Annotated in this window: 16 protein-coding genes and 1 rRNA gene; 2 read left to right on the forward strand and 15 right to left on the reverse strand. The window is 33.8% G+C overall.

From position 1 onward, the window contains the following. Nucleotides 1–487: 487 nt before the first annotated feature. The 14 genes from fsa to AC5ZCW_RS14420 form a co-directional block, all read right to left on the reverse strand. Complete coding sequence (fsa, locus tag AC5ZCW_RS14355) at nt 488–1144, reverse strand: fructose-6-phosphate aldolase (protein ID WP_343542611.1); 657 nt, start codon at nt 1142–1144, stop codon at nt 488–490. 434 nt (nt 1145–1578) lie between these two features. Continuing rightward, nucleotides 1579–2904, reverse strand: a complete 1326-nt coding sequence (gene xylA / locus AC5ZCW_RS14360; RefSeq protein WP_496120612.1) for a xylose isomerase — start codon at nt 2902–2904, stop codon at nt 1579–1581. A gap of 8 nt (nt 2905–2912) precedes the next feature. Then, nucleotides 2913–4394, reverse strand: a complete 1482-nt coding sequence (locus AC5ZCW_RS14365) for a xylulokinase (protein WP_496120613.1) — start codon at nt 4392–4394, stop codon at nt 2913–2915. Between the two features lies 1 nt (nt 4395). Then, nucleotides 4396–5403, reverse strand: coding sequence for a GntR family transcriptional regulator (locus AC5ZCW_RS14370; RefSeq protein ID WP_496120614.1), 1008 nt, complete (start codon nt 5401–5403; stop codon nt 4396–4398). A 513-nt stretch (nt 5404–5916) separates the two neighbouring features. After that, complete coding sequence (locus AC5ZCW_RS14375) at nt 5917–7653, reverse strand: glycoside hydrolase family 43 protein (RefSeq protein WP_496120615.1); 1737 nt, start codon at nt 7651–7653, stop codon at nt 5917–5919. 3 nt (nt 7654–7656) lie between these two features. Further along, nucleotides 7657–8691 (reverse strand): glycoside hydrolase family 43 protein, encoded by a 1035-nt coding sequence (locus AC5ZCW_RS14380; protein ID WP_496120616.1) that lies wholly within the window; start codon nt 8689–8691, stop codon nt 7657–7659. A 21-nt stretch (nt 8692–8712) separates the two neighbouring features. Continuing rightward, nucleotides 8713–10146, reverse strand: coding sequence for an MFS transporter (locus tag AC5ZCW_RS14385; RefSeq protein WP_343542640.1), 1434 nt, complete (start codon nt 10144–10146; stop codon nt 8713–8715). A gap of 275 nt (nt 10147–10421) precedes the next feature. Then, nucleotides 10422–11531, reverse strand: coding sequence for an endo-1,4-beta-xylanase (locus AC5ZCW_RS14390; RefSeq protein WP_496120617.1), 1110 nt, complete (start codon nt 11529–11531; stop codon nt 10422–10424). A 46-nt stretch (nt 11532–11577) separates the two neighbouring features. Beyond that, nucleotides 11578–14541: a glycosyl hydrolase 115 family protein gene (locus AC5ZCW_RS14395; RefSeq protein WP_496120618.1), complete on the reverse strand. Its 2964-nt coding sequence runs from the start codon at nt 14539–14541 to the stop codon at nt 11578–11580. 183 nt (nt 14542–14724) lie between these two features. Further along, on the reverse strand, nt 14725–15888 hold the full coding sequence (uxuA, locus tag AC5ZCW_RS14400; RefSeq protein WP_496120628.1) for a mannonate dehydratase: 1164 nt from the start codon (nt 15886–15888) through the stop codon (nt 14725–14727). Nucleotides 15889–16043: 155 nt separating this feature from the next. Continuing rightward, nucleotides 16044–16781, reverse strand: a complete 738-nt coding sequence (locus AC5ZCW_RS14405) for an SDR family NAD(P)-dependent oxidoreductase (protein ID WP_496120619.1) — start codon at nt 16779–16781, stop codon at nt 16044–16046. Nucleotides 16782–16948: 167 nt separating this feature from the next. Next, nucleotides 16949–19102 carry an alpha-glucuronidase family glycosyl hydrolase gene (locus AC5ZCW_RS14410; RefSeq protein ID WP_496120620.1) on the reverse strand — a complete coding sequence of 718 codons (2154 nt, stop codon included), beginning with the start codon at nt 19100–19102 and terminating at the stop codon, nt 16949–16951. A 280-nt stretch (nt 19103–19382) separates the two neighbouring features. Further along, nucleotides 19383–20414: a LacI family DNA-binding transcriptional regulator gene (locus AC5ZCW_RS14415; RefSeq protein ID WP_496120621.1), complete on the reverse strand. Its 1032-nt coding sequence runs from the start codon at nt 20412–20414 to the stop codon at nt 19383–19385. Nucleotides 20415–20554: 140 nt separating this feature from the next. Continuing rightward, nucleotides 20555–20992: a PepSY-like domain-containing protein gene (locus AC5ZCW_RS14420; RefSeq protein WP_496120622.1), complete on the reverse strand. Its 438-nt coding sequence runs from the start codon at nt 20990–20992 to the stop codon at nt 20555–20557. A 296-nt stretch (nt 20993–21288) separates the two neighbouring features. Here AC5ZCW_RS14420 and AC5ZCW_RS14425 point away from each other — a divergent pair, with 296 nt between their 5' ends. Both AC5ZCW_RS14425 and AC5ZCW_RS14430 read left to right on the forward strand, forming a co-directional pair. Beyond that, nucleotides 21289–23478, forward strand: a complete 2190-nt coding sequence (locus AC5ZCW_RS14425) for a tetratricopeptide repeat-containing sensor histidine kinase (RefSeq protein ID WP_496120623.1) — start codon at nt 21289–21291, stop codon at nt 23476–23478. 12 nt (nt 23479–23490) lie between these two features. Then, complete coding sequence (locus tag AC5ZCW_RS14430; protein ID WP_496120624.1) at nt 23491–24132, forward strand: response regulator; 642 nt, start codon at nt 23491–23493, stop codon at nt 24130–24132. Nucleotides 24133–24516: 384 nt separating this feature from the next. Here the strand turns inward: AC5ZCW_RS14430 and rrf are convergent. Then, nucleotides 24517–24626, reverse strand: a 5S ribosomal RNA gene (gene rrf, locus AC5ZCW_RS14435). Nucleotides 24627–24668: the final 42 nt, after the last annotated feature.

Genomic DNA, 24668 nt, shown 5'->3' on the forward strand with positions numbered 1-24668 from the left:
AAATAACAACTTATAGTCAAAACAAATATATGCAAAAAACAACAACACACAATCGGTTGCGTTAATTTTTTTTATCAATTTGAAAAAAAATATACTTAAAAAAAGAATTATACATGCAAATAATTATAAAATATTAAATAATTAACAAAAACAGTATTTAATATCACGAAAACGTTAGAGATAATAAATCGTTTGATTCAAAATCTTAAAAAAAATATAAAATGTTAAAATATAAGTTTTTTTAAAGAAACACTAAAACGTTGTAGTGACTGTATAAAAATTCCTCCCAAATTAGATCTTTTGTTATCCCTTATAAAATGGGACTTAAAAAATATTATAATCTGAAAGTCAACACACTAGAGCCAAAAGCTTATATTTCTTACAAAATAAAAAACAGAGACAATCGGTTGCTTTTATTTCATAAAAAAACTCCCCTCCAAATAGCTGGAAGAGAGTTTAAAAACTATAAAAATGGAAATAAAAAAGATTACAAATTCATTTTTTTTGCGTCTTCTACAAATTGCTTTAAACCAATATCGGTTAAAGGATGTTTCAGCAGCCCTTTTATTGCAGAAAGTGGACCTGTCATAACATCTGATCCTACTTTGGCGCAATTAACAATATGCATGGTATGCCTTACAGAAGCCGAAAGGATTTGAGTCTGATAATTATAATTATCGTAGATTTCTCTGATTTCAGCAATTAAATGCATTCCGTCTGTTGAAACGTCATCTAAACGCCCTAAAAATGGAGAAACGTAAGTCGCTCCAGCTTTTGCTGCCAATAATGCCTGACCAGCAGAAAATACTAAAGTTACATTGGTACGGATTCCTTTTGAAGAAAAATATTTGCAAGCCTTTACACCATCGCCAATCATAGGCAATTTCACTACGATCTGAGGATGTAAGGCGGCTAATTCTTCTCCTTCTCTTATCATTCCTTCAAAATCTGTCGAAATAACCTCAGCCGAAACATCGCCATCTACGATATTACAAATGTCAAGATAATGTTTCAGGATGTTTGATTTTCCTGTAATGCCTTCTTTTGCCATTAAAGACGGATTGGTAGTTACACCATCTAAAACGCCTAAAGCCTGCGCTTCTTCAATATCTTGAAGATTAGCAGTGTCAATAAAAAATTTCATAAGTTTTTTGGTTTAAGTTAAAAGTGGTTTTGCGTAAAAAAACTTTGTCAAAGTTTAAAACTTTGACAAAGTTCTCAGCATCTTGTAATGAGTGAAAAATGTGCATTTCGATTGATTCTGCTCTTCAAAAAACCTTCAATAAAAAAAACTCACTTATTATTTTATCAAACTGACTTTTATTCATTTCAATTTTCAAAAAATAGTAACTAAACCTTCAATCTACTTTTCTTAAATCTCATTGTAAAAAAGCCATAATCTTAATACACATTTTCGAAATTTTTATCTAAAAAAACATTTTTAAACATTTTAACGTCTTACAACTATCATGTTTAAAAATTTAAACTTTTTCTAGATTTTTTGTCTCACTAAATATTTTGGAGAAACCTAACAGACTTTAGAAATCTGTTAGGTAGAATATTTAAAATCTAAATCAATTAAATATATTGATTGATGATATTTTCAAACAATTCTTGCTTACCGCTTTGAAGATTTAATTCTCCATTTTCATGAGCGATAGTATAAAGATCTTTAAGATTTAATTTTCCATCTGCAAAGTCTTTTCCTTTTCCAGAATCGAATGAGCTGTATCTTTCTTTTCTTAATTTTTCGTAAGGAGAAGAAGAAATAATTTTGTCGGCAGTCAGTAAAGCTCTTGCAAAAGTATCAGCTCCACCAATGTGCGCTAAGAAAACATCTTCTAAGTCTGTAGAGTTTCTTCTAATTTTAGCATCAAAATTAACTCCACCACCTTGCAATCCGCCAGCTTTTAAGAAAACCAACATCGCTTCAGTAGTTTCTTGGATGTTGTTTGGAAATTGGTCTGTATCCCATCCGTTTTGGTAATCTCCTCTATTTGCATCGATGCTTCCTAACATTCCTGCTTTTGCAGCAACTTCCAATTCGTGTTGGAAAGTGTGTTGTGCCAATGTAGCGTGGTTAACCTCGATATTGATTTTGAAATCTTTATCTAAACCATAATTTTTCAAGAATCCGATTGCTGTAGCTGAGTCAAAATCGTATTGGTGTTTTGATGGCTCCATTGGTTTTGGCTCGATGAAGAAAGTTCCTTTAAAACCTTGAGCTCTTGCGTAGTCTCTAGACATTGTTAAGAATTGCGCCATGTGGTCTAATTCTCTTCCCATATCTGTATTTAATAAAGACATATAACCTTCTCTACCACCCCAAAATACGTAGTTTTCTCCGCCTAAAGCGATTGTTGCGTCAAGCGCTAATTTTACTTGACCTCCCGCTCTTGCTACTACATTAAAATCAGGATTTGTAGCAGCTCCGTTCATGAATCTTGGATTTGAGAAACAGTTTGAAGTTCCCCAAAGCAATTTAATTCCAGATTCTGCTTTTTTCTGTTTTAAATAATCAGTAATAAAAGCCAAACGTTTTTCTGATTCTGCGAAAGTTGCTCCTTCCGCAATCAAATCGTAATCGTGGAAACAGAAATAATCGAATCCCATTTTGCTGATGAATTCAAAAGCAGCATCTGCCTTGTCTTTCGCAGCTTGATATGGATCTGATGAAGCATCCCAAGCAAATTGCTGTGTCCCTGGCCCGAATGGGTCGCTTCCTTGTCCGCAGAAAGTATGCCAGTAAGCGATCGCAAATTTAAAGTGCTCACGCATTGTTTTTCCAGCTACAACTTGGTCTGGATTGTAATATTTAAATGCCAACGGATTATCAGATTCCTTTCCTTCAAATTTAATTTGGCCGATACCTTTGTAGTATTCTTTATCTCCTAAAACTATCATTTGATTTTTTATTTATTTGTTAATATTAATTCTAATTCTTTTTTCCATTTTTTATAAGCCGTTTCATATGGCTCCTTGTTGTGCAACGGTAAAAACGTCATTACGTGATCGTTGTCGCTAACATTAGCTCCAAATTTGCTGTAATCACCATCTTTTAAACCAACTGCTCTTGCCGCACCAACCGCTCCCGTTGTATTGTAAATTTCGATTTCGTGACCAATTAAAGTCGCCACAGTATTTGAGAAAATTTCCGAACGGAAAAGATTATCATTTCCGGCTCTAATGACATTAATTGTCGCATTATCATCTTTCAAACATTCCATTCCGTACACAAACGAAAACGCAATTCCTTCAAGAGACGCTCTAAACAAATGCGCGCTGTTGTGAATATTTAAATTCAGATTTAAAAAGTGAGTTCCGATAGTTTTATTATTAAACATACGTTCCGCGCCATTCCCAAACGGAATTACAACAACGCCTTCAGATCCAACTTCAACATTCGAAGCTTTTTCATTCATTACCTCATAACTTTCATTCCCCATATTATTGCGAAGCCATCTGTACTGAATTCCTGCTCCGTTAATATTCAAGAGCTTACCAACTCTTGGCGTTTCCAGTTCATAGTTTACGTGAACGAAATTGTTTACTCTTGTGCTTTTTCCAGATGACATTTCGCTTACCGCATAAAAAACACCCGAAGTTCCGCCTGTAGCCGCAACTTCTCCAGGATTCAATACATTTAATGACAATGCATTATTTGGTTGATCTCCCGCTCTGTACACAATCGGAATTCCTGCAGGAAGACCAGATTCTTGTGAAGCTTTTTCGGTAACAACACCTTGATTCGTAAAATTCTCTACAATTTTTGGAGTTAATGACTGATCGATTCCGTAGTAATCCAAAAGCCAGTCGGCTACTTTATTTTCTTTATAATCCCAAAGCATTCCTTCAGACAAACCGTTTTTGGTAGTCGTTACCTCGCCTGTCAACTTCAAAGCGATGTAATCTCCCGGAAGCATGTATTTAGCGATTTTATTGTAAACTTCTGGTTCATTTTCCTTAACCCATTTCAGTTTCGAAGCCGTGAAATTTCCTGGCGAATTCAATAAATGCGACATGCATTTTTCTTCTCCAATTTCGGCAAAAGCCTTGTTTCCAATTTCAACCGCACGGCTGTCGCACCAAATAATTGAATTTCGAAGCGCTTTTCCGGCATTATCTACAATCACCAATCCGTGCATTTGGTACGAAATTCCAATTCCCTGAATTTTAGATGCATCGATATTTGATTCTTTAATTGCTCTTTTGGTTGCTGTGCAAATGTGTTGCCACCAAATTTCCGGATCTTGTTCTGCCCAGTCTGGGTGAATTGACAAGATTTCCATTTCGTTTTGAGGTTCATTCAAAACGATTACTTTTTTGCCTGTTTCAGCTTCTACCAAGGCCGTCTTGACAGAAGAACTTCCAATATCATATCCTATATAATACATACTACAATGATTCTCTTATTATTAATTTTGTCGGCACATAACACTTCGTTTCTTCGTCATGCGTAATAAATGCCGCTGCTTTGGTTCCCATTTCTTTAAAATCAGTTGAAACAACCGAAATTCCTTTATATATGAACTTTTTCATTGGGGTTTCGTTGTAGGACAAAAATCCAACGTCTTTCCCAGGTTCAAAATCCTTTTCTTTGCACTGTTCTAAAAAGTGCCCTAAAATCCTGTCGCTTACACTGATATAAGCAATTCCTTTTTCAATATTGAACTTTTTTGGATCGGTAATAACCTCGTATTCAAAACCAAAATCGGCACAGAATTTCTTAAAAAATTCTACCGTTTCCCACGGATGATTCGTAAAATCCGGATACAAAAACTGTATCTTTTTATACTTTTTTAACAAATTGGCTGCTTCTGTCAATGACTCGTAAAATGCTTTTCCGAAATCCTGAAAAACATAATTATTTGTCTTTTTTGTCTGAATATTCCAGTCAATCAAAAGCAATTTATCTTTTGAAATTGCTGACAAAGCCGGAGCGATATCCTTGTGATCAAAATTCATCACTACATACTTATAATACTTTCCTATTCCGTTATTAATAATTGTTTTAAAAACATCAATATTATAATGGTGAAACTGTACATCTGTAATCACATTATCTGGCAAATTATTCACAAACGAATGGTACAAAACTTCTTTATATGCCTTAAACGTATCCAAAACCAAAAGCACTTTTCTCGTTTCGCCTGCCACATAATAGCCTTTATTGGGTACAGAATCAATTGTATTCTGATCTTTTAAAATCGTATAAGCCTTAAAAACCGTGTCTCTCGAAAGCTGATACGTCTTGCAGATTACATTCACCGACGGAAGCAAATCTCCCTTCTGCAAAATATTCTCAGCAATAGCATTTGTAATTCCGTCAACCAACTGCTGGTACTTCGGAATATCACTATCGTGATTAATTATAAACTCAAATTTTTCTTCTTCTTTTAGCATACCGTTCTGTTCCGTTCTGTTATGCTAAAGTAGCTAAAAATATTTTATAAAAAATTATTTTTCAAATGAATTATGTTATTTTTTTAAAGCTCTGGAAGAGCAAAATATTTATAGAAAATTCCAATCGCTACAGATTAAAAGCTCCAGCGGAGCGACACATTTGTCATAATAATATATCGCCCCGCTGGGGCTTTTGTAAATCTGCAAAACAAACCTTCTATAAATATTTCGTCCCTCTGGGACTTCGCAAGCAACTCCATAACGGGAATCCACACAATCTTGTCATTTCGACGAAGGAGACCCGAGCGATAGCGAACAGGCAAAGCAAATCTTCACAAGTAGCTCCGCAACGAAAATCCAATCTTTGTCGAGCTACTCGTGAAGATTTCTCCTTCGTCGAAATGACAAACTGGTCGAAAAACTATACAGAACGCGACCAACTTTTATCGAATCCCGAATGTGATCCTTCCTTCGTCAGGATGACAAACTAAACCTAAAAAACTAAACCTAAAACTATTGCTTAAAATGCTCACTCGAAGCATACATCCCTAAATACGTTCCTACAAAACCTCCTGCTTCTTTTGTACTCAAAATAACCCCATCAACATCTTTTATCAATAAAATCCAATCTTGTTTTTCTGTCGTTTTATAATAGAAGCTGTACCATCTTCCGTTTCCTTCAATCTTTACAAACAATGGTTTATCAGAATCTAAAAGTTCTTTTTTCGCAATAATTTCCGATTTTCCATTATTAATTTTACTTGCTGTTGTTTCTACAAAAACTTCCAATTTATGATCAGCATTCATTCGTTTTCCAATCAACAAATAATGTTTTTCGTTCTGAAAAGCAGTTAAACCTACAGCCTGTAAATTATCTTTTGGATTGAATTCAAACTTCACCGAAGCTTCAAATTTTAAATGCTGTTGTCTTCTTCCTATAAAAGAAAAATTCGTTTCGGTATGAATCGATTCTGGTCTTGATTTAATTAATAATTTTCCATTAATCAAATCATACCATTTTTCCTTTGACGTCCTAATAAAACTCCATTTAAGATCTAATTTATTCGAGTCAAAATCGTCTTTCGAAACGAAGTTTCCATTCAATGGCTCTATTTTTTCTTTAGAAAGTGGAAGATTCGGACGTTTATGAATCATCGGAATGGGGTCGTTTCCGCCTACAATTTCTGGCCAATCGTTTTTCCATTCTACAGGCATCATAAAGGTTTCTCTTCCCATATTGTAAAAATCTCCTTCGTAAGGTCGGCATCCCAGAAAAACTGACCACCAATCGCCATTTGGAAGTTCAACAAAATCGGCATGACCAGTTGTCGAAACCAAATTTTTACGTTTCGGATCTAAATGCAACTGTGTCAAAATCGGATTGTTAGCATAGCTTTCATAAGGACCATAAATGTTTTTACTTCTAAAAATTACTTCAGAATGATTAAAACCTGTTCCTCCTTGCGCGCAAAGCAGATAATAAAATCCATTTTTTTTAAGCACATGCGGACCTTCTATCCATACTGGTTTCTTAGACATATCGGTTCCGCCGTTAATAACCAATTTGGGGCTTGTTGTGGTTTTTTGTTTTTCCAAATCGTATTCCAGCATATAAATGGCGCGATGGCCATCATGAAGCGAAACATTATTTGGCGGAGGTCCGTTATGCGTAATATAAACTTTTCCATCTTCATCAAAGAAAATATCAGGATCGATTCCGTTAACATCTGGAAGCACAATTGGGTTCGACCAAGGTCCTGCAGGATTTTTAGCGGTAACAATAAAATTACCAACTCCGCTCACATTGGTGCAAATCACATAAAATGTTCCTTTGTTATAGCGAATTGTTGGCGCGTACATTCCGCCCGACAAACGAGAGTTTCCAAAATCGGCTTGTTGGGGGCGATCGATAATATTTCCAATTTGTTTCCAATGCACTAAATCGGTGCTTTCAAAAATGGGTAATCCCGGAAAATAGCAGAAAGAAGAATTGACGAGATAAAACTTATCCTCAACTCTGCAAATCGTAGGATCAGGATAAAAACCAGCTAAAACAGGATTTAAATAATCGCCATCAGATTTTGTTAGATTTTGATACGCATCGTCATTTCCTCTGTAATCAAACCAATCAAAAGAAGCATAATCGGAGTACACAACCGATTGTGATTTTTGCGAAATTTTTTTACACGAAGAAAACGCACTCATCAAAATGACTGCTGCAACAATTTTAAAGCCTGTTTTTCTTTTCATAACTTAATCAAATAATCTTCTTATGCCGTAAGGATCTATTGTGATAATCGAACCATCTTCTAAATAATCAATTTTGGTAACTTTCATGCTTCGCAAATGCGTTACTCCTTTTGACAAACTCGAATCGTGATAAAACAAATACCATTCACCTTCTACTTCGCAAATTGAATGATGCGACGTCCAGCCCACAACAGGATTCAGAATTCTTCCCTGATAGGTAAACGGTCCATAAGGATTATCGCCAATACTATAACAGATAAAATGGGTATCTCCCGTTGAATAAGAGAAATAATATTTTCCTTTATACTTATGAACCCATGAAGCTTCAAAAAAACGACGGTCGTTATCGCCTGCAAGAATCTCATTTCCGTTTTCATCCAAAATTCTAATCTCTTTTGGTTCTTCGGCAAATTCAAGCATATCATCTCTTAACAAAGCTACGATTGGTCCTAAAGCTTTTTCTGCTGCCAAAGGTTCTTCGTTATTTTGATCGTATTGATTATTACGGTACTTCTGAAGTTGTCCGCCCCATATTCCTCCAAAATAAATATAATGTTTACCATCTTCATCTTCAAAAACGGCTGGATCAATGCTGTAACTTCCTTTTATTGCTTCTTTTTCAGGAACAAAAGGGCCAACGGGCGAATCTGAAATGGCAACTCCTATCTGGAAAATTCCGTTAGCCCGTTTAGCTGGGAAATACAAATAATATTTTCCGTTTTTATGAGCCGCATCAGGTGCCCACATTTGCTTTTCAGCCCAAGCAACGTCATTTACATGCAATGCAACACCATTATCAACTACTTCTGATGAAATATCTTCCATAGAAAAAACATGGTAATCTTCCATTCCGAAATGATCTCCGTTGTCGTTAAACGGAATTCCGGCATCAATGTCATGAGATGGGTAAATGTAAATTTTTCCGTTGAATACATGCGCCGAAGGATCGGCTGTATACATATGGGACACTAAAGGCTTTGAAATCGCCAGGTCATTAATTTCCTCAAAATTAATGTGTTCAATGCTATCTTCAGGCATAGTTATATTTTGTTTAAATAATTAAGTTCTTCTTTCTTTTAGTTCTGTTTCGATTTGCACTTCCATTTCTTTATTGATTTTATAGAAAAACAGCAATCCAGCTCCAATTAAAAAAGGGATTGCAGGGAAAATACTCACTAGTAATTTAATTCCGTTTATGGCAGTTTGAGATTGTTCAGGCGCATTTGGAACGTAGTGGAAATAACCTAAAAACAAAGTGGTCAAAGCACCTCCAACACTTAATCCCGTTTTTAGCCCAACCATCATTGCCGAGAATATAATAGCAGTTGCACGGCGGTTATTTAACCATTCTGAATAATCGGCTACATCGGCAATCATTGCCCAAAGAATCGGGATTGTGATTCCGTAGAAAAATCCATGAAGGATTTGAGAGAAAAACATCAGACTAATTGATGTTGGCGGATAAAAATAGAATGCAATAATGAATAAAGTCGAGATGAATAAAAACACCCCAAAAACATTTCGTTTTCCGTATTTGTCTGCCAGATTTTTAGAAAGTGTAATGCCAACAATCATAAAGATAATTCCGCCGGCGTTAAATAAACCGAAACCTGCAGAAACAGGATCATTCCCAAAATGATTCAATCCGATATTGGATAAAGTATCGAGAATAGGCTGAATAAAAATGGCTAATTGCTCCTTATCAACATAATTCTCAAAATAATACACATAAGAACCACCTTTCATTGCCAAAGTCACAAAAACCAAAGTCGTCAGCGAAAGCATAATTACCCAAGGTCTGTTTTTGATTAAATCGCTTAAATCTTCTTTTACGCTCGACTTTTGTTCTGGTTTCGGAATGATTCTTTCTTTCGTAGTTAAAAAGGTAATTAAAAGCATGATAGTTCCAATAATCGCCAATGCAGTCATTACTTTTTCGATTCCGATAGCTTTATCTCCATTTCCCGCACTTTTGATAATGCCAAGCATAAAAACCTGAACAAAAAACTGAGCAAACATAACTGCCACAAAACGATAGGACGACATACTGTTTCGTTCTTTCATATCGCCCGTAATGACACCGCTTAAGGCAGAATACGGTAGATTGTTTCCGGCATAAAAAAGCAGCAGCAAAGTATAGGTGATAACCGCATAAATCACTTTTCCTTTGTATGAGAAATCAGGTGTTGAAAATGCTAATAGCGCGACTATTCCGAGTGGAATTGCCGTTAGTAAAATCCAAGGCCTAAATTTTCCCCATTTGGTATTCGTTCTGTCTGCCAAAACCCCAATGATCGGATTAAAAATAAAAGCTGCTATTAATCCAACAATCAGCATAATGATCGACGAATCTGTTGGTGATAATCCGTAAATGTCGGTGTAGAAATACGCCAAATACGTCATCAAAGTCTGAAAAACGAGATTGGCAGCAAGATCTCCTAAACTGTATCCAATTTTTTCTTTAATGGATAGTTTTTGTGAAATTTTAGTCATTGGTGGGTTTGTGGTCATTTTGTTGGTTAGTTAGTTTTTACTCCTGCAAGGTTTTCATAACCTTGTAGGTTTCCTATTGATTAAAACTGCTCTTCAATTTTATACCTGCAAGGTTATAAAAACCTTGCAGGAAAGCGAACTATATTTCAAACAATCGGTTGTGTAAAATTAGACAAAAAAACATATTATGCAAATTTAGTTTACTTTATTTAAGTAATTTTTCATATCACAACCGATTGTTGATCATTTTCTCAAAACCTACTCTTTTTTAGTATTTATTCTTTAGTTTCTTTCAACTTTAAAATACTGTCGTAAGCTGGTTTATGTTTTAAATCTTTGTCAAACGGAAGCGGATAATTGGTTCTTCCTTTTATTGGCCAGTCATTTAACCAGGATTGTCCATCATGAACTCCCCAAAAAGTCACACGGCTGATTTTGTCTTTATGTTTTAAAAATAGCTTAAAAATCGATTCATAACGTTCTGCGAGCTTGTTTTGAATAGAATCTGGCAATTTTTCTGGATATGGATTCATTTTGGCATTTCCTTCAAATTTCTGATTTACGTCTGCTCCTTTTAAATCCCACGGGTTTGGTAAAACCGTAATATCCAATTCTGTAAAAGCTACTTTGATTCCTAATGCTGAATATTCCAAAATGCTTTTTTCAATTTCTTCAATTGACGGACTTTGCAATCTCCAGTGTCCTTGAATCCCAACGCCGTCTACTTTTCCGCCTTCTGCTTTTATTTTTTTGATTAAGGCAATCGCTCCCGCTCTTTTTGCTGGTTCTTCAATATTATAATCGTTGTAATACAATTCTGCTTTAGGATCTGCTTTTGCAGCTAATTTAAAAGCATCCACCAGATATTTCTCTCCAAGTGTTTTAAAAAAAACAGATTGTCTCAAAGTTCCATCCTCATTCAACGCCTCGTTTACAACATCCCAAGAATTGATCCTGCCTTTGTATTTAGAAACTATCGTCGTAATATGATCTTGCATAAACGCTTTCATTTCTGTACTGTCGGCAATCTTCTCCATCCAAGGTGCCAATTGACTGTGCCAAATCAAAGTATGTCCGTGAATAAACATTTTATTCTTTTCTCCATACGCCACAAATTTATCAGACAAAGTAAAATCATATTTGTCCTTTTGCGGATGCGTAAACATAGATTTCATGATGTTTTCTGCCGTAATTGCATTAAATTCTTTTCGAATCAAAGAATCTTCTTTTTTGTCTTTTTGTTCGATTTGATTCGCGCTTAAAGCAGTTCCAATGTAAAAATCATCTTTGCAAGCATCTTTTAATGAAGCAGTTTCTTTTTGCGACGTACAGCTGACAGTCAGCAAAACCGTGACGGCAAATAAATAAGGTTTAATACATTTCATGTCTTTTGGTTTAAATAGTTAATCGTTTTTTATTCGTTTAGTTTTGTCATTCCTTCCTAAAACTCTCTTGCGGTCCCAAATACGACTGCAAAACTTTTCCTTCTTCATTTTCAATTACAATTTTTTGAAGCACCAAAGCTGGATCAATTGCATAGATTTTCAAAACATGACTTCCTGCTTTTTCGATTTCATGCGTGGAGCTTATAACCTTAATATTATTCGCAACCGATTCTGCCCATGCCCTTTCTGAAGAATCTGCATTGAGGTTCATTATTTGCGGTTTCTCATCGTCAAAGCCAATTCCATATTTCAAACCATCTCCTTTTTTAAAATTGATTGTTGGCGAAAAATAGGCATTTACCTTTATCTTTCCTTTATTAAAAAAATGAACATTGTATTCTAATCTTGGAGACTGTCCTGAGATCTCAATTGTTTTACTATTCGAAGGTTTTAAGGTTACTCCTGATGATGTTTTTCCAATATTAGGGATTAGAGTCCATTTTAATGAATCAGCATTTACTGCTTTCGAATAACTTTGAGCTTCAAATGCCACAAAACCTTCACTCTCCACAAAACCCTTTGCATTCTTTAAATCATTATTTTCCGCTTTTACAATAACCTCAATTTTTTGTTTTCCAATTGTGACAATAAGCTTCGATCTAATTTTACCTTTTGGCGCTTTTTCTCCATTAATTACAACAAAAATCCTTTCGTCTTTATCAATTTTTCCCTCTGATTTTGAAACCTCTAACCAATTGTTTTTTGAAGTAATCTTAAAATCAAAAGCTTTATTTCCTTTGTTAAACAAATCTAGATATGTAATTTTACTTCCTTCAAATGAATTTAAAGTTGTTATTACAATTTCTTCTTTATTATCAATCCAATATTTTGAAGAACCTTCAATAGAAATTCCAGCTTCTGCTTTATTCGGGATTTCGATAGTTGTTGTTTTCGGAATCACATTTTTTTCAGGCTGTTGCCAATTGTCATAACCAATATGCGTTTGTGACATCATGTGATTCCACTTTCCATTTGCTAATTGGGTATGATAATAATTCGTGAGTTCGGCATCTTTTTCAAATAACTCTTTTACTTTTTTAGCATAATCATTTGCTGATGCTCTTCCCTGTTCTGCATATAATTGATTTTTAGCGGTTGCGTCATATAATTCATTCAAATTCGAACTTGCCAAAACAGGAAATAAAACCAGCTGATAAAAAGCATCTTTATATTCTGGTTTTAATTTTTCATTTATTGAATTGGCTTTTTCAACCAATTTTTGGTAATCTGCTACAACTCGATCTGCTTCATTATAATTTGTTATGCTGTACGTTTTAGCATCTAGCAATTCTGGTTTTCTTCGTGAATTATATTTAGTGTATAACTTTAAAATTTCAGCAATTTCTCCTGTAAATTGATCGCCAAAATTCTCTTTAGCCCAATCCACATAATATTGCTCCAAATTTCCAGCATTGAAATTTTCAGGATTCCAAGCCATATCTAGGAAAAACTCAATCGGAAATTCCATTGGTTTGATATCGCCGACATTTACAATCCAGATTTTATCGACATCATATTGATACGCCAAATCCATTTGTTCCCAAGTTCGCTCGATTTGATTCGTGTTGATCCATTTATAATTTCTTGGCCCGCCAACATAATCGTAATGATAATAAATACCGTAACCGCCTTTTCTTGGTTTTGCATCGAGTTCGGGAAGTTTACGAATATTTCCCCAATTATCATCACACAATAAAAGTGTTACATCGTCTGGAACAGTCATTCCTTTGTCGTAATAATCCTGTACTTCTTTGTAGAGTGCCCACATTTGTGGCGTTTCTTCAGCAGGTTTTTTCGTAACTTCTGCAATAATATTTCTTTGAGTTTTTACGATATTTTCTAATAATTCAATCGCAGTTCCTTCGGTCATAGGTTCGTCGCCATCGCCACGCATTCCGATTGTAACGATAGTTTCTTTGTCTCCCATTCGTTTAATTCCGTCTTTCCAGAAATTAATCAAAGCATCCGAATTGGAATTAAAATCCCATTTCCCGTTAGATTTTCCCCATTCGGCGTGTGCTCTTGTTAATGGTTCGTGATGCGAAGTTCCCATTACAATTCCATATTCATCAGCCAAAACAGCATTCTGTGGATCTTCAACATAAAACATTCTGCCCCACATTGCTGGCCATAAATAGTTGCCTTTCATTCGTAGAATCAATTCAAAAACTTTATCGTAGAATTTTGAATTGAATCCGCCAAATTTTTCAAATGCCCAACCTGTAAGTGCAGGCGCTTCATCGTTTATAAAAATTCCTCTGTATTTTACTTTTGGTTCTCCTTGCGAATGAATTCCAGGCAAAACATATAGTTCTGATTGTTTTTTAACTGGAACATCTGCCCAATAATACCAAGGCGAAATACCTATTTGATTGGACAAATCGTAGATTCCATAGATTGTTCCTCGTTTATCTGAACCTGCAATTATCAACGCTTTTTTGATTCCTTTAAACGGATTTTCGATAATCTGCGTCGTAAATTTTTCCCATTTCCCTTGAAGTTCTTTGGCATCAACTTTTCCTTCTTTTGCTAATTGATCGATAATTTTACTTTTCCCTAATGTTCCAATTATAACAACAAAATCTTCTGCTTCAGAAACCTTTTTAATTCTTTTCGGATGTAAATTGGAAACCTGAAAAATGTCATTTTCTAAATGTCCTGTTACTTTTAAAACTCCTGAATAATCTTTATCATCAACTAAAATCGAAGCCGTTTTTCCTTTGCTTACTAAAGGAAAATTTTCATTAGAGGCTTGATTGACTACATATTTCTCTGGATTTATAGCGTACGAATTTGTACTTAATCCAATTAGGAGAAGTAATGAAATTAGATATGAAGTTTTAATTTTTAAACACATAGAATAATAGATTTTCTTGGTCTGCAAAAGGTATTTCTTTTGTTTAAACAAACATAGTTTCTGCTCTCTTAAATCTGACAGGTTTAAATTCATTACAATTAGCACCAGTTTTGTCATTTCGACGTAAGGAGAAATTTTCGCTAGTAGCTCCGCAACATAAACCCAATCTTTGTAGAGTTTCTTGCGAAGATTTCTCCTTACGTCGAAATGACAAAACAGTACGTTTATAATCTTAAACCTAACAGGTTAAAAAAATGTTAGGATACTTAACTTTATTTATAAACCCAATTTATAACCAATTCCCATTTCCAAACCTCTTAGCTCAGCCAAACCTTTCAGTCTTCCCGTTAAAGAGTAACCTGGATAAGTTTCCGTTTCTTCATCAACTCTATGCAGAAAACCGTGATCTGGTCGCATTGGGAGACTTGTTTTCGCTTTATTCATTAATAAAAGTAATTTTTCTATAATCACTTCCATTTTAACATCGCCGTTTAAATGTTCTGATTCCCTGAAAATAGTTTCGCTTTCGCGGATAGTATTTCTCAGATGCAAAAAGTGAATTCTGTCTCCAAAATCGTCTATTATTTTTTCAAGATTATTTTTTGGATCGGCACTTAAAGAACCTGTACAATAACACAATCCATTTGCTGTTGAAGGAACGGCGCTAAAAATAGCTTTCAAGTCGGCTTCTGTCGAAACAATTCTTGGAAGTCCTAAAACTGAAAAAGGCGGATCGTCTGGATGAATCGCTAATTTTTGTCCGTTTTTCTCCGCAATTGGAGTTACTTCAGATAAAAAATAAATCAGATTTTCTCGTAACTTTTGATTGTCGATTTGGGCATAGTTTTCTAAAAGAGACAAAATCTGTTCTTCTGTAAAATTGATTTTACTTCCAGGAAGTCCTAATAAAACATTTTTAAACAAAAGTGCTTTTTCATCTTCATCCAATTGATTTCCAAACTGCAAAGCTTTTTCTTTTTCAGTTTCTGAATAATCATTTTCTGAGTTTGGTCTTTTTAAAAGAAAAACATCAAAATAAGTAAATGCATCCTGATTGTACAGTAAAGCCCTACTTCCATCTTCATTTATACAATTATGATTGGTTCTTACCCAATCCAAAATCGGCATAAAATTGTAGGTAATGATTTTGATTCCGCATTCGGCCAGATTCTGCAAACTAATTTTATAATTTTCTATGTATTGCAGATAATTTCCCGAAGCACGTTTGATTTCTTCATGAACAGGAAGACTTTCAACCACAGTCCATTCCAAACCATAATTGCGAATGATTTCTTGTCTTTCTTTTATCGCTTCAATTGTCCAAACATCACCAACAGGAATTTGATGCAATGCAGTTACAATTCCTGTTGCGCCAGCTTGTCGAATGTCAATCAGCTTGACATTGTCACTTGGACCGAACCATCTCATGGTTTGTTGCATTTTTATCATACTTCTTTTTTTTAAATGCCACGAAGGCGCTAAGACGCAAAGTTTTGTTTCCAGCTCCCGATAGCTATCGAGATCGCAGATTAAGCTGATTTTAATCTTTTTAATCCTTTAAAACCTTTGAGCCTCTGCCTCTCAGAAACTTTAAATTAGAACCCAATACTATTTCCGCCATCAACAGGCAACACTGTACCAGTAGTATATTTTGATTCGCTTAGAGCGAAATAATAAACTGCATCTGCAACGTCTGACGGTTCTCCTAAATATCCCATTGGCGTTCTGCCCAGCACTTTATTTTTTCTTTCAGGATCATTGTCTAAAGCTGTCGATGACATTTTAGTTTTGATAAATCCCGGAGCAATACAATTGGCACGAATGCCAAACTGAGCCAATTCAACCGCCATAGCACGAGTCATAGCTTCAATTGCGCCTTTGCTTGACGAATACGCAATTACTTTTGGAATTCCATATTGTGATGCCATTGAGCTAATATTAACAATACTTCCGCCTCCGTTTTCTTTCATGTTTTTTACGACTTCTCTACTCACCGCAAAAACACTCAAAAGATTCGTGTGAATAATTGAAAGAAAATCTTCATCAGTTACATCTGTAAACTCTTTTTTCATATTAATTCCGGCATTGTTTACCAAAATATCGATTGGGTTTTCTTTTGTGATACTTTCAATCATTGCAGGAATTCCTTTTAGATCGTTTAAATCAAAAATTATCGGAATGGCATTTTCTCCTATCTCTTTGCACGCATCTTCTGTTTTTTCTTTTGATCTTCCGACGATGTAGGTCGTGATTCCGTTATCACATAATTTCTTTGCTGTTGCAAATCCTAAACCTGAATTTCCTCCGGTTACTATTGCTGTTTTCTTAATCATAATTTTCTATAAAATATATTTTTTTGTACACAGATGAAACGGATTCGCTATCGCGAAATCGCTGATTTACGCTGATTTTTTTCTCAATTTCATTAAAAAAATCTGCCTTTTTCCGTGTCTTTGCGATAGCAAATCCGTTTTATCCGCGTTACAATTACTCAAATTTATTATCCATTCCCTGGCGCAAAAGGAAATTTTAATGATTCAAAATGCTCTAAAGTTTGTGTTGGTTTTTCAACTCCTTCAGGAAGTTCTTTTCCCGAAAACTGCTGAAAATATAGCAAACATGCATCGCGCCACCATTTTGCTTCTTTATACTGAATTTCCAATAACATTTTCACTTCATTAAAACGTTCGCTGTCAACATATTTTTCTGCCTTATTCCAAACATTTTTCATTGCTGCAACCTGATTTACACCTACCTGATATTTCAACGCCATACCGTTCCAAAGCGTCTGACCATTTTTCAATTTATAATCCCACGAAACATGATGAAACCATAATAGATCTTTCTCTGGACAGGTTTCTAAATTATCAAAAACATTTGCAACTTCTGGTGCATATTGCGAAACGGCATTTGTGCCAGATTTTGAGCGGTCAAAACCAATTCCGTTTTTATCTGCTTTATGATAGTAGGTAGGATTCCATTCTGGTCTTGATAAATTAGAAACCCAAGGCCCAGGTCCATAATGATGTCCGGTATCCATAATATGATGCAAACCAAGTGGTGTCATATAATTAACAACCGCTTCACGCGATTTGATCATCATATCTTTTACAGGTTTAATGAAGTTTTCATCATTAGAAAAAGTACTTCTTAACCATTCATCAGCAATAGTTTCCGAATCTAAATACGGATTCCAAGCCAATCGCCCAAAACCATACCAATTCGCCTGTGCAAAAGGATGGCCTGTCCAATTTAAATCATTTCCAATATTGGCAACACCAGCAATTCCTGTTAATTTATTTTGATATAAAGTGCCATCAATAACTTTAGCAACAGTTGAACCTTTTCCTTTTTGATATGTATCAGATTCTAAAACTTCCTGAAATAATTTTGGCAGAAAAACCAAATGTGTGCTGAAACCTAAATATTCCTGTGTGATTTGAAATTCCATCATTAAAGGCGTTTTCGGCATCACTCCAAATAAAGGATGAAAAGGTTCTCTTGGTTGAAAATCGATAGCTCCATTTTTAACCTGAACGATTACATTTTCTTTGAATTTCCCATCATACGGCTGGAATTCAGTGTACGCCTGTTTGGCACGATCATTCGCATCATGTTCTGAATAGACAAAGGCTCTCCACATAATTACTCCGCCAAAAGGAGCAACAGCATCTGCCAGCATATTAGCGCCATCGACATGATCTCGTCCATAATTTTGTGGACCAGGCTGACCCTCTGAATTGGCTTTTACCAAAAAACCACCAAAATCAGGAATTCGCTTATAAATTTCTGCAGCTTTATTTTTCCACCAAGCAATCACTTCAGAATCTTTTGGATCGGCAGTTTTTAGTTTTCCAATTTCAATAGGAGCCGAAAATCTTGCAGTTAAATAAACTTTTATACCATAAGGTCTAAAAACATTGGCTAAGGCTTCAACTTTTTCTAAATATTGAGGGGTCAGAATTAAAGCATTGGCGTTTACGTTGGTCAAAACCGTTCCGTTGATTCCGATTGAGGCATTCGCTCTAGCATAATCAATATAGCGCTGATCAATAAAATCAGGCAATTTCTGCCAGTTCCAAAGCGAAAATCCAGCGTAGCCTCTTTCAACTGTTCGGTCCAAATTATCCCAATGGTTTAGGATTCTAATATTGGTTTTCGGGGAATCAGTAACGTTTAGATTCTTAACAGATTTATTGGTTTGCAATATTCTCAGAAAATTAAATACTCCATATAAAACCGCAACATCATTTTTTCCTGTAATAATAATTTGCTTTTTGTTTTTAAGCGAAATAGATTTAATAATGAATCCTTCACTATTTATTTTATCAAAATCAGACTTTAATTCGTTTTTGATTTCGGTATTTAAATTCGATTCTGAACCAACAATAAGATTATTTTCTTCTTTTATATCTGGATTGATTTCAGGAATATTTCCTAACATATCCGAAAATCCTGTTTTGAGTTCCTTTCCTGCAATTTTTATGGTTTCGGAATTTCCTAAAAGAACAATTCCTTTAAAAGTGTTTTTATATTCTGCAGCTATTGTAGAATTAGCTACCGTATTATACTGAAGCCACAATTTATAATCCTTTTGTGCTAAAGCCGAAAAGGAAACCAGAAAAAACAATACAACAAATCTTAATAAAGTCATTGGCTTAAATTTAGTTCTTCAAACATCTTTCCGAAAGAATCAACATTTTATTTCCGTTTAAAAGCATTTGATAAAAATTTAATTCAAAAAATACATTATTCTAAATAAAACAACAATTGCAATCGGTTGCGTAAAAATATAAGATTGTTATTTAAGAAAAAAATTTTAGCTGTCTTTTTTTCAAAAAAATAATTTATATAACAAATAAAAGCAGGATAATTATAAAAACTATCCTGCTTTAACTGGGTGGATTTAGAGTTTAAATCCTTTCTTTTTGACTCTATTTCTGCGAAGATTCTCTTGCCAATACTTCTGTATTTAAGAATGTAATTTCTTTGGCATCATCATCATTTTTAGATGATTTCAAATTTTTTATAATAATATCTGCTGCTGCTTTTCCCATCTTTTCGGCAGGATGCGTAATAGTCGATAAATTCGGATCTATTATCTGCGAAATCGGGTCGTTATTAAAACCAATTACTTTGAATTCCTCTGGCACTTTAATGCCACGTTTTTTAGCAGTCTGAATGGCACTCACGGCCAAAATATCTCCAGGTGCAAATAAACCGTCTGGAATTGGATCTAAATCAAACAAAGCGTTACTGGCTTTTACTCCATCTTCGTAAGTAACAGAATTTAAACTAATGATCAATTCTTCTTCTACCTTGATGTTATGATCTTTTAAGGCCTCTATGTAACCTCTTTTTCTTTCATTATATAAATTACCTAATTCTGAACCAGCAGTTAAATGGGCAATACGAATACAACCTTGTTCAATAAGGTGTTTTGTAGCTTTATAACCAGCTGTATAATTATCGATTACAACCCTAAAAGTATTGTAATCTTTCGGAACCCTGTCAACAAAAACCAATGGAATATTATTGTTTGAAAACTGTTGAAAATGCGCTGTATCTCTGGTTTCCATTGCCAAAGAACAGATTACACCACTCACACGATTGGAATACAAAGATTTAGCCATATTTACTTCTTCTTCATACGAGTCATGCGATTGCATAATGATTACGGTATAATCAGATTTTTGAGCTGTGATCTCGATTCCGCTAATTAAAGAAGATAAAAAGGGCTGTGTAACAGTGGGAATTAAAACACCAATGGTTCTTGTTTTATTTCCACGCAAACCTGCTGCTAAAGTATTTGGCACAAATCCCATTTCTTCAGCAGTTTTTTTCACTTTTTTTATCGTCTTATCGCTTATAGTGTGATGATCTTTTAAAGCTCGTGAAATAGTAGATGTTGCCAGATTAAGTCTCTCGGCAATATCGTAAATCGTTACATGTTTATTTTCTTCCATGAAATAAAAAATAGAAATGTAAATATAAACTATTTTCTTTCACGTTACTATTTACAAAAAAATCGGCTACAAATTAAGATGTCCTGATTTAAACATGAAAGTGAAAACAAACCAGAGCATTTTAGAATAAATTAAAAAAATTAATCATTCTTCTTGTCTTTTAAAATCTTACCATCCTTAGTAAATTCCAAATCAATATTATTAGTCAAATCGACATCCAAATCTTTATGTCCATAGTCGATGTGCGTTATTTTTTCATTCGGGTGATTTTTGGCTACATAAGCATTTATATTTTCCGGAATAAAAGCAGTCGGAATTGGATTGTCTCCACCGTCCACTTCTCGATATGATCCATCTTTCCAGAACTCTACTTCCGTGCCGTCTTTCAGTTTCACTTCGTACCCCTTTTCTCCATGCTCTGCGTCTTTTTTAGCAATTTCAACAGTTGTATGGCTAAAATACTTCTTTAAAAAATCTTGCGCTGGTTTTGGCAGTTCTGTCACTTCTATTTTCTTTTGTGCGCTAGCCGAGATTGATAATACTAACAATCCTATGACTAAAAATATTCTCTTTTTCATAATTCATTCGTTTAAATATTGTCTTACTAATTTACTGTAAGAAAATTTACATTCAAATTTATTTAAGAAACATTTATCCTTTTCAAGAATCATAACAAACTGATTTACAACAAACTTAAATCAGTTTATACAATTTTTCGTTTCACAACTTCCTTCAAAAATTTTATTTTTTTGAATATTTTTTCGATTGTTTTGTAGTACTTTTACTTATCTCTCAAGAGAAGCAGTCCTTAAACCCCAAGTTTACAAAACTTTAAAATTTATTCTAATACCATTAGAGTATAAACCAAAAACGTATGGCAATCTGGTCGCAAAGGTTTTATTTAATGATATTCGTCTTTTTATCATTCAGTCTCCAAGCACAGATTGAAAATAAAAAGAAGACTTTTGCTGTCAAAAAATCATTAAATACTAAGCAGAATTCTCAAATTCTGAGTCTTTATGATTTGTATAATAACGGCGAAGAAAAAAAAGCATTCAGAAAAGCGCATTTGCTTTTAAAATCGAAAATAGATAACCGATCAATTGCGAGTACAAATCTTCTTCTTGCTTACTACTTCAATAAAAGAGCACTAATCGATTCTTCTATTTATTATACCAATCAAGCTTTTAAATACAATACAACTCCAAATGATTCTCTAAAAAGCCGACTTTTTTCGTTAGGTTTTAATCTTTTAGCAATTAATTACAATAAAAAAGGCCTATTTAATGAAAGTAAAAAATGGCATCTAAAAGGTATCGAGGCTTCTCAAAAATACAATGAAAAAAATCTTTTTTATACTCATACACACGGTTTAGCACAAACGTATACAGAGCTAGGCGATTATCAAAATGCTTTAAAATTATTCAAGCAGTGTTTGGAATATAAAGATGATTCAGAAATAATTCTCGGAAGCTATATCAATATTGGCGACCTTTATTCGCGACTGAAAGATTATGATAACGCAATTATCTATTATAAAAAAGGAAAAATACTCTGCGAAAAAACCAATAACTTTCAAGGAAAAGCCATTATTCTACTTGGTTTAGGCGAAAACTATCAATTGCAGAACAAATATGATCGAGCATTAAAAATGTATCAAAAAGCAGTTATTATTGCCGATGAAAATGAACTAAACCAATTGGCTATTATTTCAAGATGCACGATTGCCAACTGTTATATTTCTGAGAAAAAATATAATGAGGCAAAATTAATTCTTTCTGAAGCACTACAAAAATCAGCCAGCTTCGGATTACTTCAAAATCAAATAGATATCTATGATGAGTTGCGAAAAATTGCTATCAAACAAGATGATTTTAAAAATGCTTATTTGTTTTTTGAAAAATCAACACATCTAAAAGATTCTATTTCAAAAATGGAACGAATTAAAGAAATCAATGAATTGGAAATCAAATATAAAACGGCTCAAAAACAAAAAGAAATTGAATCTTTAAAATTTGAAAATGAAGCAAAAAAACTAGCCCTAGCAAGTCAGGAAGAAGCAATTAAGAACATGCTTCTTAAGGAGGAAATATCGAAAAAAAACAACGAAAACACCATTCTGGCATATCAGAATTCATCAAGCAAAAAACGAAATGAAATATCACTTCTAAAAAAAAATCAGCAATTAAAAACGCTAGAAATCAATCAGCAAAAAAGAATTAAATTATTTACCATTAATGCCTTCCTCATTTTATTGATTCCAATAATTGCACTTTTATTTCAATTTTACAAACGATTTAAGGTACAACATTTATTAAATATCAAGCAGGCCGAAATTAGTTCTCAAAAAATAAACAGTATTTTGAAAGAACAGGAATTAGAATTAATCAAAGCTTCAATCAGTGGCCAAGACAAAGAAAGACAGCGTATTTCACAAGAACTTCACGACAGTATCGGTGGAAATTTGGCAGCCATTAAATTACAAGTAAATCATTTAAATCCTTCAAATTTTTCTAATATTCAAAACATTACCTATCAGTTGGACGAAACATATCAGCAGGTACGAAATTTATCTCATACATTACTTCCGAAAAAATTCAACCAAAACAAATTTCTAGAAGTTTTAGAATCTTATTTAAGAAATATAAGCGATGCAAGTAAAATTAAGATTTCTTACATTCCTTATCCGAAAAAAGAGATTAATGAATTGCATGAAAATATTCAGGTTGAAATTTTTAAAATTATACAAGAACTTTTGACAAACACAGTTAAACATGCTAAAGCTTCTGAAATAGAGATTCAGCTGAATTATATCGAAAATATATTAAATCTATTATTTGAAGATAATGGAGTTGGTTTTGAAACCCAAAATGATATAAAAGGAATTGGTTTAACTAATATCGAAAATCGAATTAATAAACTAAACGGCTCATTTAAAATTGATTCAAAATTAAAACGAGGCACCATTATTAATATAGAAATTCCAATATTGGAAACGAAACACAAAACGAAAATAAAAGGAATTGACTTGAAAAATCAGCTTGACGAACTGAAAAGCAACTAACATTTTTATTGAATGAATAAAATTAAACTACTTATTGCCGATGACCATACGATGTTTCTTCAAGGAATTATTTCTTTGTTAGAACAAGAACCAAATATTAATGTTATTGATAAAGCCGTAAATGGAATAGAAGCATTAGAAATTATTAAAAGAGGAGTTGTTGATTTTATAATTCTTGACATTAGTATGCCAAAAATGGATGGAATTGAATTGAGTAAGATTCTCAAAAAACAATATCCTCATGTTAAAATCCTAATTGTAAGCACACACAGCAACGTTATGATAGTTTCGAGATTAATTAGAATAGGTGTAAATGGCTACTTATTGAAAAATGCTGAAAAAGAAGAGCTATTAAAAGCCATCAATACCATTGCTTCTGGAAAAAATTATTTAACCGAAGAATTAGAAGAGAAACATCTTATCAATAGTAAAAAAATTGAAAAACAAGTTTCTACTCTAACTCAACTAAGTTCAAGAGAAAAAGAAATCTTAGTACTAATTGCCCAAGAATACAATACAGCCGAAATCGCCGAAAAAACTTTTATAAGTCTAAATACAGTAAATACGCATCGACGTAATTTATTGTCAAAATTAAATGCTAAAAATACAGCGGGTTTAGTAAAATATGCAGTAGAAAACGGTCTAGTAGATTAATTACCGTAAAATTAATTACTAGCTCGAATAAAAGAGTAAAGCTCCCCAATGCTTTACTAATTATTCGAGCAGGTAATAAGACCATTATATTGTTTTAAAAAATTGCCAATCTTATTGGTATAATAAAGTTTCAATGATATAATAACATCTTAACTTCAACCCAAAGCTACTATTCTATTTTATTTTTCATATCACTATAAATAGTGATTTTACCTTTTTAGTTGCTTAGATTTAATACCCTTTTTAATGTTTACACCCTTCAGAGCCATTTTGCAGTTTTCCTGAAGAAATGCTTTATATAACTTTAAAAGCTAGGTTTTAGCAATTTCTAAGAAAAAGCATAAACAAAAAAACCCTATCCGTTTTGGATAGGGTTTTTCAAAAGAAAGGCGACGACATACTCTCCCACAATGATGCAGTACCATCTGCGCAGGCGGGCTTAACTTCTCTGTTCGGGATGGGAAGAGGTGAGCCCCGCCGCAATAACCACCTTAAGAAGTTACAATTGCTTTGGGCAATCTTTTAATTATTAATTA

This window comes from Flavobacterium sp. PLA-DH12 (genome assembly GCF_059511845.1).